This window comes from Nesterenkonia aurantiaca (assembly GCF_004364585.1).
GTDB lineage: Bacteria > Actinomycetota > Actinomycetes > Actinomycetales > Micrococcaceae > Nesterenkonia > Nesterenkonia aurantiaca.
Window position 1 is genome coordinate 125651 of sequence record NZ_SOAN01000005.1, and the last position, 14768, is coordinate 140418.

At 67.8% G+C, this 14768-nt stretch carries 13 protein-coding genes; all 13 read left to right on the plus strand.

Annotated elements, in window-relative coordinates:
- Window positions 1–20 precede the first annotated feature (20 nt).
- The 13 genes from murG (at window position 21) to nrdR (ending at window position 14712) form a co-directional block, all read left to right on the plus strand.
- On the plus strand, window positions 21–1142 hold the full coding sequence (gene murG / locus EV640_RS07800; RefSeq protein ID WP_243832263.1) for an undecaprenyldiphospho-muramoylpentapeptide beta-N-acetylglucosaminyltransferase: 1122 nt from the start codon (window positions 21–23) through the stop codon (window positions 1140–1142).
- A gap of 11 nt (window positions 1143–1153) precedes the next feature.
- Entirely contained in the window at window positions 1154–2599 is a 1446-nt protein-coding gene (gene murC, locus EV640_RS07805; protein ID WP_133726197.1) for a UDP-N-acetylmuramate--L-alanine ligase, read from the plus strand.
- Window positions 2596–3453 (plus strand): cell division protein FtsQ/DivIB, encoded by an 858-nt coding sequence (locus EV640_RS07810; RefSeq protein ID WP_133726198.1) that lies wholly within the window; start codon window positions 2596–2598, stop codon window positions 3451–3453. Before murC ends, EV640_RS07810 begins: the two co-directional genes overlap by 4 nt.
- Before the next feature lie 328 nt (window positions 3454–3781).
- Window positions 3782–5026: a cell division protein FtsZ gene (ftsZ, locus tag EV640_RS07815; protein WP_133726199.1), complete on the plus strand. Its 1245-nt coding sequence runs from the start codon at window positions 3782–3784 to the stop codon at window positions 5024–5026.
- Window positions 5023–5886 (plus strand): purine nucleoside phosphorylase YfiH/LACC1 family protein, encoded by an 864-nt coding sequence (locus tag EV640_RS07820; RefSeq protein WP_243832264.1) that lies wholly within the window; start codon window positions 5023–5025, stop codon window positions 5884–5886. The genes ftsZ and EV640_RS07820 overlap by 4 nt, the downstream gene beginning before the upstream one ends.
- A gap of 9 nt (window positions 5887–5895) precedes the next feature.
- A complete protein-coding gene (locus tag EV640_RS07825; protein WP_133726200.1) occupies window positions 5896–6795 on the plus strand; it encodes a YggS family pyridoxal phosphate enzyme in 900 nt (299 codons plus the stop codon).
- Between the two features lie 47 nt (window positions 6796–6842).
- Window positions 6843–7493 carry a cell division protein SepF gene (locus tag EV640_RS07830; protein ID WP_036474930.1) on the plus strand — a complete coding sequence of 217 codons (651 nt, stop codon included), beginning with the start codon at window positions 6843–6845 and terminating at the stop codon, window positions 7491–7493.
- A 20-nt stretch (window positions 7494–7513) separates the two neighbouring features.
- Window positions 7514–7801, plus strand: coding sequence for a YggT family protein (locus EV640_RS07835; RefSeq protein ID WP_036474928.1), 288 nt, complete (start codon window positions 7514–7516; stop codon window positions 7799–7801).
- A 179-nt stretch (window positions 7802–7980) separates the two neighbouring features.
- Entirely contained in the window at window positions 7981–8889 is a 909-nt protein-coding gene (locus EV640_RS07840; protein ID WP_133726201.1) for a DivIVA domain-containing protein, read from the plus strand.
- A gap of 55 nt (window positions 8890–8944) precedes the next feature.
- Window positions 8945–9616 carry a signal peptidase II gene (locus EV640_RS07845; RefSeq protein ID WP_235180999.1) on the plus strand — a complete coding sequence of 224 codons (672 nt, stop codon included), beginning with the start codon at window positions 8945–8947 and terminating at the stop codon, window positions 9614–9616.
- On the plus strand, window positions 9613–10563 hold the full coding sequence (locus EV640_RS07850; protein WP_133726202.1) for an RluA family pseudouridine synthase: 951 nt from the start codon (window positions 9613–9615) through the stop codon (window positions 10561–10563). The genes EV640_RS07845 and EV640_RS07850 overlap by 4 nt, the downstream gene beginning before the upstream one ends.
- Before the next feature lie 2 nt (window positions 10564–10565).
- Window positions 10566–14102, plus strand: a complete 3537-nt coding sequence (gene dnaE / locus EV640_RS07855; RefSeq protein WP_036474924.1) for a DNA polymerase III subunit alpha — start codon at window positions 10566–10568, stop codon at window positions 14100–14102.
- A 106-nt stretch (window positions 14103–14208) separates the two neighbouring features.
- Window positions 14209–14712: a transcriptional regulator NrdR gene (gene nrdR, locus EV640_RS07860; protein ID WP_036474922.1), complete on the plus strand. Its 504-nt coding sequence runs from the start codon at window positions 14209–14211 to the stop codon at window positions 14710–14712.
- Window positions 14713–14768 lie beyond the last annotated feature (56 nt).

The following is a 14768-nucleotide window of genomic DNA, read 5'->3' on the forward strand; positions in this document are numbered from 1 at the left end:
TGGCTGCCGAAGGAAAACCCATGAATGAGCTCTCCATTGTTCTCGCAGGCGGCGGCACCGCCGGCCACGTCAGCCCGATGCTGGCCGTCGCCCGCGCCCTCGACCGGCTCGCCCCCGAGGTCCGCCAGACCGTGATCGGCACCGCCGCAGGACTCGAGACCCGACTGGTGCCCGAGGCCGGCTACCGGTTGGAGACCATCGAGAAGGTCCCCATGCCGCGCCGACCCTCCCGCAACATGCTGCGCTTTCCCTCCCGGTTCGGGCAGGCCGTGCGCGATGCCGCCGGGATCCTGCGCGCCGAGCAGGCCGACGTCGTGATGGGGGTCGGCGGATACGTGTGCACCCCGGTGTTCGTCGCGGCCCGGCGGCTGGGCATCCCCGTGGTCATCCATGAGGCCAACGCGCGGCCCGGCCTGGCGAACAAGCTGGGACACCGATTCGCCGCCTTCACCGGCGTCGCCTTCGAGAACACCCCTTTGAAGGGCTCGGAATGGGTGGGCATGCCGATGTCCCGCGAGATCTCTCAGCTCGACCGCGCGAAGCAGCGAGGACCGGCCCTCGAGGCCTTGGGCCTGGACCCGGAGAAGGTCACCCTGGTCGTCACCGGCGGGTCCTCCGGGGCGCTCTCGCTGAACCTCTCGATCAAGGCGGCGCTGACCGAGCTGCTCGGCACCGGAGCCCAGGTGCTGCACCTGACCGGCCGGGACAAGGCGCTCACCGGTGAGCACGGCGGACTGCTGGAACACCCCGGCTACCACCAGCGGGAATACCTCGACGGCATGGAGCTCGCCTATGCCGCAGCGGACCTGATCATCGCCCGCGCCGGCGCGGCCACGGTCAGCGAGATCGCCGCCGTGGGACTGCCCGCCATCTTCGTCCCGCTGCCGGTGGGCAACGGCGAGCAGGAGCTCAACGCCCGGGAGCTGGTCGCCGCCGGTGGCGCGCTGCTGGTCAAGGATGAGCACTTCAACCGGTCCTGGATCCGGCGCAACATCGTGCCGCTGCTCGAGGACCCGGGGCTGCTGGCCACCATGGAGCAGCAGTCCGCCGCCCGCGGGATCACCGACGCCGACGACCGGATGGCCCGCGCCACCCTCGCCGCCGCCGGTCACCCGATCAGCACCTCCGAGACCGAGAAGTGAGCGTTCCCGCCATGAACCACGCCACCACCGGGACCCCTGATGTCACCGATGCTCCTGCCAGCGCTGCGCCGGCTTCCGACGCCGGGCTCGGGCATGTCCACTTCCTCGGACTGGCCGGCGTCGGCGTCTCCGCCGTGGCGCGCCTGATGGCCGCCGACGGCGTGCCGATCTCCGGGACCGACGCCAAGGAGCTTCCGGTGCTCGAAGAGTTCCGCCGCGGCGGAGCCGCCGTGCACGTGGGCTACCGGGCACAGAACCTGGCCGCCGCCGAGGCGCAGCTGGGTCACCCGATCACCGCGGTGATCGCCTCCTCCATCGCCGCCGAGGGAAACCCCGAGTATGACGAGGCCGTGCGCCGCGGACTGCCGGTGCTGCACCGCTCACAGGGCCTGGCCGCGCTGATGCGCACCCGCCGGGCGGTCGCGGTGGCGGGCACCCACGGCAAGACCACCACCTCGTCCATGGCGACGGTGCTGCTGGAACAGGCCGGGCTCTCGCCGACCTTCGCCGTGGGCGCCAATGTCGCCGGGCTCGGCGTCAACGCCGCCACCGGCACCGGGGAGTGGTTCATCGCCGAAGCCGATGAGTCCGACGGTTCGCTGCTGAACTACGCCCCCGAGGTCGGGGTGGTCACCAACGTCGAAGCCGACCATCTGGATCATTACGGCACCGCCGAGGCGGTGGAACAGGTCTTCGTGGACTTCACCGAACGCATCACCGACGGCGGGGCGCTGATCATCTGCACCGACGACGCCGGAGCCCGTGCGCTGCTGGCGAAGGTCGCCGAGCCGCTGGCCTCCCGCGGGGTCAGCATCACCAGCTACGGCACCGGGGAGGACGCGGACCTGCAGCTGAGCAGCATCACCCGCGAGGGCGGTACGGTGCGTGAAGGCGCTGAGGAGGCCCGGCTGCGGCTCGCCGTGCCCGGGGTGCACAACCAGCTCAACGCGCTGGCCGCCATCGCTGTGGGCCGTCAGGCCGGTCTCTCGCTGGCCACCAGCGTCGAGGCGATCTCGCACTTCCAGGGCACCTCCCGCCGCTTCGAGCTGCGCGGCGAGGTCTCCGGGGTGCGCGTCTATGACGACTACGCCCACCACCCCACTGAGGTTGCGGCGGTGCTCCAGGCTGCCCGTGCCTCGCTGGGCGGCGATCAGGGTCAGGTCCACGTGATCTTCCAGCCGCATCTGTTCAGCCGCACCGCGGCCTTCGCCGCGGACTTCGGCACCGCACTGACCGCCGCCGACACGGTGGCGGTCCTGGAGATCTACCCGGCCCGAGAGGAGCCCATCGAGGGCGTCACCGCCGCCCTGCTGGGACACCCGGTGCGGGGCACCGCCGAGGCCGTGGCAGAGGTGGCCTCTGCCGCCCGTCCTGGGGACCTGATCATGACCCTCGGGGCCGGTGACGTCACCGCCCTGGGTGCAGACATCCTCGACGCGCTCACGGCCCGCCGATGAGGCTGCGGCATCCCCGCCGCGCCAGCGACCGCGCAACAAACGGAGACACAGACCGCGCAACAGACGGCGGCACGCTTTCGGAAGCGGAGTCCGACCGGTCTGCGGAGGAGTCGCTGCTGGACTTTCCGGAGCCGGCCGCGGTCACGGGCAGACGTCGCCGTCGTCGTCGGATCCTCACCGCGCTGATCGCACTGGCGGTGCTGCTCGGCGTGGTGGCCACGCTCTATTTCTCCCCGCTGCTGGTGGTGCGCGCCATCGCGCTGCAGGACAACGATCTGCTCACCGATCAGCGCGCCCAGGAGCTGCTCGCTCCGCTGCACGGCACACCCCTGGCCCAGATCAGCCAGCGTGACGTGGAGGGGCTGCTCGAGGAGGAACGCGCGGTGGATGAGGTGATCGTCGCCGCCCGGCTGCCCGAGGGCCTGGATATCCTGGTGATCGAGCATCCCCCGGTGGCCGAGGTCCACGTGGAGGAGGAGATCCTCTTCTACAGCCAGGAGGGCGAGCTGATCAGGACCTTCGACGAGGACCAGCGCGAGGATGCGCAGGGCTACGCCACTCCGGTGATCTCTGCGGAGGCCGCACTGGAGAATGAATCGGTCTTCAAGACCATCGTCTCGGTCCTGGGCCAGCTGCCCGAGGGCGCCCGCGAGTCCTTGGACTCCGCCACGGCGGAGTCCAGAGACTCGGTGCAGCTCGAGCTGCAGGACGGGCGCACCGTGGTCTGGGGCAATGATGAGCGCGGAGACGAGAAGGCCGCGGTCCTGGAGGCGATCCTGGGCTCCCCGGCGGAGGAGTTCGATGGCGTCGAGGTGCTCGACATCTCGACTCCGAGCGCGCCGGTGACGCGGTAAGCCTCTGTGGCGCGTAGGCTTATGACCGAAAAGAACATCAGATAGGGGACGCCTCTTGAGGATCCTCTCAGGTTCAAGTAAAGCTTGAACCTTGCTGTTGGTTCGCAGGCAACAGAAGAATGTCTCAGGTATGGAGGCTCCCGTCCGCTGAAGAGCCGCTGCGACGTCACGGGCTGCCGCCCATGATCGAACCGATGTACCCGCGAATGACATCGGCACGATCAGGTGGCCCGAGACGGGTGAAGACAGTGAGGAGTCGCGCTGCGGCTTCGGAAGCGACGGGGGTCTCCGTGCATTTGAGACCAGAGACGAGCAAGGGACACACAACGTGGCATCACCGAACAACTACCTGGCCGTGATCAAGGTCGTCGGCATCGGTGGCGGCGGCGTCAACGCCGTCAACCGCATGATCGACGTCGGTCTCCGTGGCGTGGAATTCATCGCCATCAACACCGACGCCCAGGCGCTGCTGATGAGCGACGCCGACGTCAAGCTCGACGTCGGCCGTGAGCTGACCCGTGGACTGGGCGCCGGCGCCAACCCCGAGGTCGGCCGCCAGGCCGCCGAGGACCACTCCGAGGAGATCGAAGAGGTCATCCGCGGCGCGGACATGGTGTTCGTGACCGCAGGCGAAGGCGGCGGCACCGGAACCGGCGGCGCCCCCGTGGTCGCCCGGATCGCCCGATCGCTCGGCGCGCTGACCATCGGCGTGGTCACCCGCCCGTTCACCTTCGAAGGCCGCCGGCGCGCCGGCTCGGCCGAAGAGGGCATCGAACAGCTCCGCGACGAGGTCGACACGCTCATCGTGATCCCCAACGACCGGCTGCTCTCGATCTCGGACAAGAACGTCTCGGTCCTGGACGCCTTCCGCTCCGCGGACCAGGTGCTGCTCTCCGGCGTGCAGGGCATCACCGACCTGATCACCACACCGGGCCTGATCAACCTCGACTTCGCCGACGTGAAGTCGGTCATGCAGGGTGCCGGTTCGGCCCTGATGGGCATCGGTTCGGCCAACGGCGAGGACCGGGCGGTCAAGGCCGCCGAGCTGGCCATCGCCTCGCCGCTGCTGGAAGCCTCCATCGACGGCGCGCACGGCGTGCTCCTGTCCATCCAGGGTGGCTCGGATCTCGGACTCTTCGAGATCAACGAGGCCGCTCGGCTGGTCCAGGAGGTCGCCCACCCGGAGGCCAACATCATCTTCGGCGCCGTCATCGACGATGCCCTCGGTGATGAGGCACGGGTCACCGTGATCGCCGCCGGCTTCGACCAGGTCGACGCCACCTCCCGGCCCGCGCAGCCGCTGCAGAACCAGGCGCCCGCGCGCAGCGTCGGATCCGCATCCCCGGCCGCACGCACCGCTCCGCCGGTGCCAGGAACCGTGCCCGGCACGATTCCGATGGGCGCAGGCGCGGCACGCAACGCCGGATCCCAGGACACGGCGCCGCAGCAGCGGTTCGCTCCGTCGCGGCGCCGTCACGAGAATGACGAGCAGCAGGACATCCCGGACATCGTCGAGTCGGACTACACCGGAGGCCGCAACGACGACCTCGATGTGCCTGACTTCCTGAAGTGACCTCGGCCCCCACCAGCATGGGGGCCGGCACGGCCGGGTCCCCGTCACCGTTCTGGTGGCGGGGCCGGGCCGGGGACTGCATAGAGCTGGGCTTCACCTCCGTGGACGCCGGCAATCTGGCGGGCCATGCGGGCCCCCAGTCTCAGGTGCTCCAGGATCGTGGACGTCTCGAGGCCGCCATGGGCGTGCCGGAGGGATCCCTGCGCTTCCTGAACCAGGTTCACTCGGCCGAGGTGCTCGACGCCGAGAATGCCGCTCAGCACGACCCTGGGCAGTCCGCCGGGCAGGCCGGACTCGACTCGAGGGCGGTGCCCACCGGGGACGCCTGGGTCTGCGCCGATGGGTCGGTGTCGCTGGCCATCATGGTCGCCGACTGCCTGCCGGTGCTCTTCTACGGGCAGCGCGCCGCCGAGGACCCCCAGCATCGGGTCCCGGTGACTGCGGCCGCCCACGCCGGGCGCCCAGGGCTGCTGGCGGGGATCCTGGAGAACACCGTGGCCGCGATGCAGGACCGCGGAGCCGCACGGATCACCGCCTGGATCGGTCCCGGCGCCTGCGGGTCCTGCTACGAGATTCCGGACCAGATGGTCGCCGAGATCTCGCCGGGCCGGCCCGCCATCGCCTCGACCACGAGCTGGGGCACCAGCGCGCTGAACCTGCGCGCCGAGGCCCAGGCCGTGCTCGCCCAGCGGGGAGTCACCGTCGAGGAGCTCGCTGGCTGCACCATCGAGGACGACTCATTGTTCTCCCACCGCCGAGACCCTGATCGAGGACGCTTCGCCGGGGTGATCTGGATGCCTCAGAGTGCCTCCGCAGCGGCGCCCCCGGCCGAGCTCCCGACCGCGCCTGCGGCTCGATAGGCTGTCCCTGTGCAGACCAGCCCAGAATCAGCCAGTCCAGAACCAGCCGGCTCAGAACCAGCCGGCCCAGAATCAGCCGGCCCAGAGCCAGCCGCCCGGGACTCGCGCAGCCAGGAGCTCGCCGCGAACCTCGCCGCGGTCCACGCCCGGATCGACCGGGCCATGGCCGCCGTCGGACGCCAGGACCGACCTGAGCTGATCGTGGTCACCAAATTCTTTCCCGCCGCCGACGTGCTCAGGCTGTATCGGCTCGGCGTGCGTGACGTGGGGGAGAACCGGGACCAGGAGGCTGCCGCCAAGGCTGCGGAGGTCGAGCAGCTGCTTCGTGGCGAGGCCGGCGCATCCACCGCCGGGGGCTCCACCGCCGGGAACTCTGTCGCAGGGGACTCTGTGGCGGCCACAGGCCAGGCCTCGGCTCCTGCCCAGGACGGGCTGCACTGGCACTTCATCGGCCAGCTGCAGTCCAATAAGGCCCGCTCCGTCATCGACTACGCCGATCACCTGCACTCCGTGGACCGGGCGTCCCTGCTCAAGGCGCTGGCCAAGTCCGCGCCGGCCAGGGACGGGCTGCCGCTGACCTGTCTGATCCAGGTGGATCTGCGTGACCCGGTGCCCACCGACGGCAGGGGAGGGGCCGACCCTGCGCAGATCCCCGAGCTGGCGCAGCGCATCGCGGAGGCCCCCGGGCTCCAGCTCGGCGGCCTCATGGCTGTGGCTCCGCTCCAGGAGCCCCCCGCCCCGGCCTTCCGCCGACTCGCGGAACTCTCCGCGCAGCTGCGTCTCGCCCACCCCCAGGCCCGGATGATCTCCGCCGGAATGAGCGGTGACCTGGAGGAAGCCGTGGCCCACGGTGCGACACACCTGCGAGTCGGTCGAGATGTCCTGGGTGAGCGTCCGCTTCAGCGATAGTCTCGAGACAGCGCAGTGACAATTCAAACTTCCCCAGGAGAACCCTCATGGCCGGTGCCTTCAAGAAGACCATGATCTACCTCGGCCTCGCCGACGGAGACGACTACAGCGAGGACAGCTTCTCCAAGGAGCCCTCCGCCACGACCCGCAACACCCAGGGCTCGATCTCCGAGCCCAGCTCGGTGAGCCGCAGCTCCTCGATGACCGGTTCGGTCCGCGAGACTCCGGCGCCGACCAGCGCCACCTCCTCCGCTCGCAGCAGCGAGGTCGTCTCCCTCGGGATCGATCACGCCGAGGACTCCTCACACACAGGCCAGTACAACAGCTCCAACTTGGCAGTGGCCCCGGACTATCGTGCTCCGGTCACCCCGATCAAGCGAGCTCCCTCATCCCGGGATGAAAGTTCACCGATGCGAAAAATCACCACCGTGCACCCGCGCTCCTACAACGACGCAAAGGTCATCGGCGAGTCCTTCCGAGACAACATCCCGGTGATCATGAACGTCACCGACATGGGCGAGGCTGAGGCCAAGCGACTGGTGGACTTCTCCGCCGGGCTGGTCTTCGGCATGGGCGGTTCCATCGAGCGGGTCACCAACAAGGTGTTCCTGCTGACCCCGAAGAACATCGAGGTGCTGGCTGAAGAGCGCGCCGCGGCGGAGACCCCGTCCTCGGCCCAGTTCTTCAACCAGAGCTGAACCAAGTACGCTTTGCAGCTGTGGATCTCTTAACCGCACCCCTGTACCTGCTGCTGACCGTCTACCAGTTCGCCCTGGTGGTCCGCATCGTCTTCGACCTGACCCAGCAGTACGCCCGGAGCTGGCGTCCCAAGGGCCTGCCGCTCATGATCGCCGTCGGGGTCTACACCATCACCGACCCGCCGATCCGGTGGATCCAACGCAAGGTCCCGCCGCTGAACCTGGGCGGCGTGTCCCTGGACATGGGCTTCCTGCTGGTGTTCCTGGTCGTGGTGATCGCCAAGATGGTCCTGCGCGGATTCGCCTGACCCATGGTGCCCGAGGGCCCAGCACTGCGCCGCTGGGGGGACCCTCGTCTGCCCTCTGGCTGCGTAAAACCAGCACTTGAAGGTTGAAGTCGAGGGCAGCGAATCGCCACGGGTATCCTGGACGTTGATCCGAAGATTAGCTTCTGAGCTTTCCCAGCCACTCGATGAGGTGACACCGCATGGCCCTGACCCCCGATGATCTCCTGAACAAGGAATTCCCCGAGACCAAGTTCCGTCCCGGTTACGACAAGGACGAGGTCGATGACTTCCTTGACGAGGTGGTCGTCGAATGGCGGCGCCTGGCCCAGGAGAACGAGGACCTGACCGCCAAGGTCGCGGCCCTCGAGGAGCAGCTTGAGGAGAACCCCGCGAACCTGGAGCCCGATGAGCTCAAGGATGCGGGCCTCTCCGGGTACGCCGGGACCACCTCGACGATGACCGGCTCGCTGGCCCCGACCTCGGAGGACCACGAGCTCGGCTCCGACGCCTCGGTCACCGCCCATCCCGAGTACGCGTTGGGCACCCGTCCTGCCCAGGAGCGTCCCGCCGCCGAAGGCGCTGCTGCAAGCGACCAGGCCACCTCGGCCACCGGTGTGCTCGCGATGGCGCAGAAGCTGCATGACCAGTACGTCTCCGAGGGTGAGCAGACTCGCGCGGCCTACATCGCCGAGGGCGAGGCCAAGCGCACCGAGTACATCGCCGAGGGCGAGCAGACCCGGGACGCCTACATCTCTGAGGGTGAAGGCACCCGCAACGCCTACGTCCTGGAGGGGGAGACCCGCCGCGACGAGCTGGTCAGCACCGCAGAGGCCACCCACGCCCAGCTCTTGGCCGAGGCCGAGCGTCGCCGCAACGAGATCGTCACCGAGGCCGAGACCCGGTCCGAGAACATGATCGAAGAGGCGGAGCTGACCTCCACCCGCACGCTGAACGCGCTGGAGCACAAGAAGGCCGACCTGGAGTCCAAGGTCGGCGAGCTGACCAGCTTCGAGCGGGACTACCGGGCCCGGCTCCGGGACTACATCGAAGGTCAGCTCGGCGAGCTCAACAGCCGCGGCTCGATCGAGAAGGAAGCCACCGTCAGCTGATCCCGCTGGCCGACGCCGAGGCGTCGGGATGACACCTGGCCTGTAGAATCCAACGGTGTCGAAACAGCTTCCAGCAGACCCTCAGCGGTCCATGCGAACCCCGTCCCGCCGAACTGCGCTCATCGTGGCAGCGGCCCTGGCGGTGTTCGCCTGGGCCGCTGATCAGTTGACGAAGATCTGGGTCGAATCCACCATGACCCTGGGGGAGCAGACCGAGGTGCTTCCGCCGGTGCTCTACTGGCGATACCACCTGAACCCCGGCGCCGCGTTCTCGATGGGCACGGACTACACCTGGGTCTTCACCCTGATCATGATCGGGGTGCTCGGCTATGTGGCGTTCAAGAGCCGTGAGCTCGGGGGCTCCTGGCTCTGGACCCTGGGACTGGGCGGCCTCGCCGGCGGTGTCGCCGGGAACCTCACCGACAGGATCTTCCGTGCCCCGTCGCTGACCGAGGAGGGCTTCAACAGCTTCGGACAGGGCCACGTGGTGGACTTCATCGCCGTGCCGAACTTCGCGATCTTCAACATCGCGGACTCCTTCATCGTGTGCTCGATCATCGCCATCTGCACCATGATGATCTTCGGACTCAACCTCGACGGCACCCGGGAGCACGACGCCGAGCAGCCTGACGCCGAGCAGCCCGGCAACGAGAAGCCCGACGCCGAGCAGCCCGCCCCGAAGCGATCTGCCACCTCCACCACCGACGCTGCGGAGACCGAAGTATGAGCCCTCATCAGATCGCGGTGCCCACCGAGCTCGACGGCGGACGGGCCGACGCCGTGCTGGCCACCCTCTTCGAGGTCTCCCGCGTGGAGAGCGTCCAGTGGCTCAAGGACGGGCTGGTCACCTGGGCGCAGGACCGCACCCAGGGCCGCTCCGCCGGGCGGAAGGTGAAGAAGTCTGACCGGCTTGCCGCCGGGACCGAGCTCGCCGTCGTCGTGCCCGAGAAGCTGGACCCCCTTGAGGTGAGGATCGAAGCCGTGGAAGACCTGACCCTGCTGCACCAGGACACCGAGATCGTGGTGGTGGACAAGCCGGTGGGCGTCGCCGCGCATCCCTCTCCCGGCTGGACCGGACCCACCGTGATCGGGGGACTGCTTGCGGCCGGGGTGGAGATCTCCACCTCCGGGGCCCAGGAGCGCCGCGGGATCGTGCACCGCCTCGACGTGGGCACCTCCGGAGTGATGGTGGTGGCCAAGACAGAACATGCCTACTCGGTGCTCAAGGACGCGTTCCGGGAGCGCACCACGCATAAGAGCTATCACGCCCTGATCCAGGGGCTGCCCGATCCGGTGGACGGCACCATCGACGCCCCGATCGGCCGGCACCCCGGACATGACTGGCGCTTCGCGGTGCTCGACGGCGGCCGCGACTCACGCACCCACTACCGGCTGAAGCAGGCCTATGGGCGGGCCAGTCTGATGGACGTCACGCTGGAGACCGGACGGACCCACCAGATCCGAGTCCACTTCTCCGCACTGGGTCACCCCTGCGCCGGAGATCTCACCTATGGCGCCGATCCACAGCTGGCCGCCGACCTCGGCCTCACCCGGCAATGGCTGCACGCGGTGGAGCTGGGCTTCCACCATCCCGGCAGCGGTGACTGGGTGAGCTACCGCACCGACTACCCCGCGGACCTGGCCCAGGCCCTCGAGATCCTGGAGAACGGCTGAGCATGGCAACCACCGGTGATTTCGTCCACCTGCACAACCACACCGAGTACTCGATGCTCGACGGCGCCGCGAAGATCGGTGAGCTCTTCGAGCAGACCCAGAAGCTGGGCATGCCCGCCGTGGCCACCACCGACCACGGGTTCCTCTTCGGCGCCTACGAGTTCTGGAAGACCGCCCAGAACTACGACGTGAAGCCGATCATCGGGCTCGAGGCCTACCTCTCGCCCGGCACGCACCGCTCCGACCGCACCCGGGTGAAGTGGGGCGACGGGGTCATCGGCGAGAAGGACGTCTCCGGCGGCGGTGCCTACACGCATATGACCATGTGGGCGGAGAACACCACCGGGATGCACAACCTGTTCCGGATGGGCTCGCTGGCCTCCCTGGAGGGCTACTTCTACAAGCCGCGCATGGACCGGGAGCTGCTGCAGACCTACGGCAAGGGCATCATCGCCACCACCGGCTGCCCCTCCGGCGAGATCCAGACCCGGCTGCACCTGGGACAGTACGAGGAGGCGAAGAAGGCGGCAGGGGAGTACCAGGACCTCTTCGGGAAGGAGAACTTCTACTGCGAGCTGATGGACCACGGCCTCGACATCGAGCGCAAGGTGAAGCAGGACCTGATCAAGCTCGCCCGCGAGCTGAACATGCCGATGGTCGCCACCAATGACCTGCACTACACCCACCAGCACGACCACAAGGCCCACGGGGCGCTGCTGTGCGTGCAGTCCAACTCCACCCTCGATGACCCCAACCGGTTCAAGTTCGGCTCCGAGGAGTTCTACCTCAAGTCCGCCGCGGAGATGCGCGACCTGTTCCGCGACTTCCCCGACGCCTGCGACAACACCCTGGCCATCGCCGAGCGCTGCCAGGTCGAGTTCAACGAGTCCGCCTCCTATATGCCCCGGTTCCCGGTGCCCGAGGGCGAGTCCGAGGAGTCCTGGTTCATCCAGGAGGTCGAGAAGGGGCTGCACTACCGGTTCCCCAACGGCATCCCGGACGAGGTCCGCAAGCAGGCTGAGTACGAGATCGGCGTCATCACCCAGATGGGCTTCCCGGGGTACTTCCTGGTCGTGGCGGACTTCATCACCTGGGCCAAGGAACAGGGGATCCGAGTGGGCCCGGGCCGCGGCTCCGGCCCCGGCTCGATGGTCGCGTTCGCGATGCGCATCACCGACCTCAACCCGCTCCAGCACGGGCTGATCTTCGAGCGCTTCCTGAACCCCGACCGCGTCTCCATGCCCGACTTCGACGTCGACTTCGATGATCGGCGACGCTCCGAGGTCATCCAGTACGTGGTCAACAAGTACGGCGACGAGCGGGTGGCCATGATCGTCACCTACGGCACGATCAAGTCCAAGCAGGCGCTGAAGGACTCCGCCCGCGTCATGGGCGAGCCGTTCGCCACCGGTGACCAGCTGAGCAAGAAGATGCCCCCCGACGCCATGGGCAAGCCGATGCCGCTGGGTGACATCTATGACCCCAAATCGGCCCGGTACTCCGAGGCCGCCGAGATGCGCGAATATGTCGACGCGGACCCGCGGATGACCGAGATCTTCAACCTGGCTTCCGGCCTGGAGGGGCTCAAGCGGCAGTGGGGCGTGCACGCGGCGGGCGTGATCATGTCCAGCGACCCGCTGATCGACATCATCCCGATCATGAAGCGCGAGCAGGATGGCGCGATCATCACGCAGTTCGACTACCCGATCTGCGAGAACCTCGGCCTGATCAAGATGGACTTCCTGGGTCTGCGCAACCTCACGATCATCTCCGACTGCCTGGAGAACATCGCGCTGAACAAGGGCATCGAGATCGACCTGGAGAACCTCGAGCTCACCGACCGGGCGGCCTATGACCTTCTGGCCCGTGGAGACACCCTGGGCGTCTTCCAGCTCGACGGCGGCGGCATGCGCTCGCTGCTGCGGCTGATGCGTCCGGACAACTTCGAAGACATCTCCGCCGCCCTGGCGCTCTACCGGCCCGGTCCGATGGGGGCGAACTCGCACACCAACTATGCGCTGCGCAAGAACGGGCATCAGGAGGTCAGCCCGATCCACCCGGAGCTCGAGGAGCCGCTGCTCGAGATCCTGGGCACCACCCACGGGCTGATCGTCTACCAGGAGCAGGTCATGGCCATCGCGCAGAAGGTCGCCGGCTACTCCCTGGGCCAGGCCGACATCCTGCGCCGCGCCATGGGCAAGAAGAAGAAGTCGGAACTGGACAAGCAGTACGTGAACTTCTCCGGTGGCATGGAGGCTCACGGCTACTCCGCCGCGGCGATCAAGGCGCTGTGGGATGTCCTGCTGCCGTTCTCCGACTACGCCTTCAACAAGGCGCATACCGCCGCCTACGGGCTGATCGCGTATTGGACCGCCTACCTCAAGGCGAACTATCAGGCCGAATACCTGGCCGCCCTGCTCACCTCGGTGGGGGAGAACCGGGACAAGCTCGCGCTCTACCTCTCCGAGTGCCGCCGCATGGGGGTCACGGTGACCTCCCCGAGCATCAACGAGTCCGCGCTGACCTTCACCCCGGTCGGAGACGAGACGATCCGCTTCGGCATGGGCGCGGTGCGCAACGTGGGCTCCAACGTGGTCGCCGGCATGGTCTCGGCTCGAGAGGAGAAGGGCCGCTATGAGACCTTCGCGGACTTCCTCAAGAAGGTCCCGATGCAGGTCTGCAATAAGCGCACCATCGAATCGCTGATCAAGGCCGGCGGGTTCGACGAGCTCGGGCACACCCGGCGGGCGCTGGTGACGATCCATGAGCAGGCCATCGACCAGGCGATCTCGGAGAAGAAGGGCTCTCAGGCCTACGAGACCGACCTCTTCGGCAGCGCCGACATGGAGCTCGGGGACTCGCTCTCGGTCAGCGTCCCGGACCTGCCGGAGTGGGAGAAGATGGACAAGCTCTCCTTCGAGCGCGAGATGCTCGGCCTCTACGTCTCCGACCACCCGCTCCAAGGTCTGGAGCGGGTCCTGGCCCACCACGCGGATCGCTCGATCTCCTCGGTGATGGGCGAGGACGGCCCGGCCGACGGCGCCGGGATCACCATCGCCGGGATGATCACCTCGCTGCAGCGCCGAGTCGCGAAGTCCTCCGGGAACCCCTACGCGCGGGCCGAGATCGAAGATATGGCCGGCACCATCGAGGTGATGTTCTTCGGCAAGACCTATCAGGCGGTCTCGATGATCCTGGCCGAGGACCTGGTGGTCTCGGTGAAGGGCCAGATCGATCGGCGCGAGGACGGCAGCGTCACGCTCAAGGCCATGGACGTGACCGTCCCGGAGATCAACGAGGACGGCAACGCCGGACCCGTGGTGGTCTCGGTCTCCGCCCAGCGGGCCTCGGAACACCTGGTGCTGGAGCTGGGACGGGCCCTGCGGGCGCATCGGGGGAACTCCGACGTGCATGTGCGGCTGCTCTCCGGGGACAAGATCGAGCTCCTGCGGCTGGGCCACGAGTACCAGGTCAGCCCCTCGCCGGCGCTCTTCGGGGATCTCAAGGTGTTGCTCGGTCCCGGCTGCCTGGAGCTCTGAGCCGCGAGTTGCACCTGCTCCACACCCCACACCGAAGGCCCGGGAGTCACAACATCTTGTGGTTCGAGATTTGAAGCACACTATATGTGGTGGGTAGACTTGGAGTATGTACTGCCCCTATTGCCGCCATGACTCCTCGCGGGTCGTCGACTCCCGCATGCTCGACGACGGCTCCGGGATTCGCCGACGTCGGCAGTGTCCACAGTGCTCCAAGCGGTTCACCACGATGGAGACCACGAGTCTGAACGTGATCAAACGCTCCGGCGCCGCTGAGCCCTTCGACCGGTCCAAGGTGATCAACGGGGTCCGCAAGGCCTGTCAGGGAAGGCCGGTCTCCAACGACGACCTCGCCGTTCTGGCCCAGGAGGTGGAGGAGAACATCCGCGCAGCCGGCAATGCCGAGGTCGACGCCAACGACGTCGGGCTTGCCATCCTCGGGCCGCTGCGTCGCCTGGATGTGGTCGCCTATATGCGCTTCGCCTCGGTGTATCGCGGGTTCGACTCGCTGCAGGACTTCGAGAACGCGATCGCGGAGCTGCGCCGGGAGGAGCTCCACGGACCTTCAAGTTCAGGTGCAACCGTGGTGCAGCCCAGATTCGGATTCCGCTAGACTCATGGCTGTACCGGTGGTGCTCTCTTCTGGGGAAGGTTGAGAGCGCCACCGGT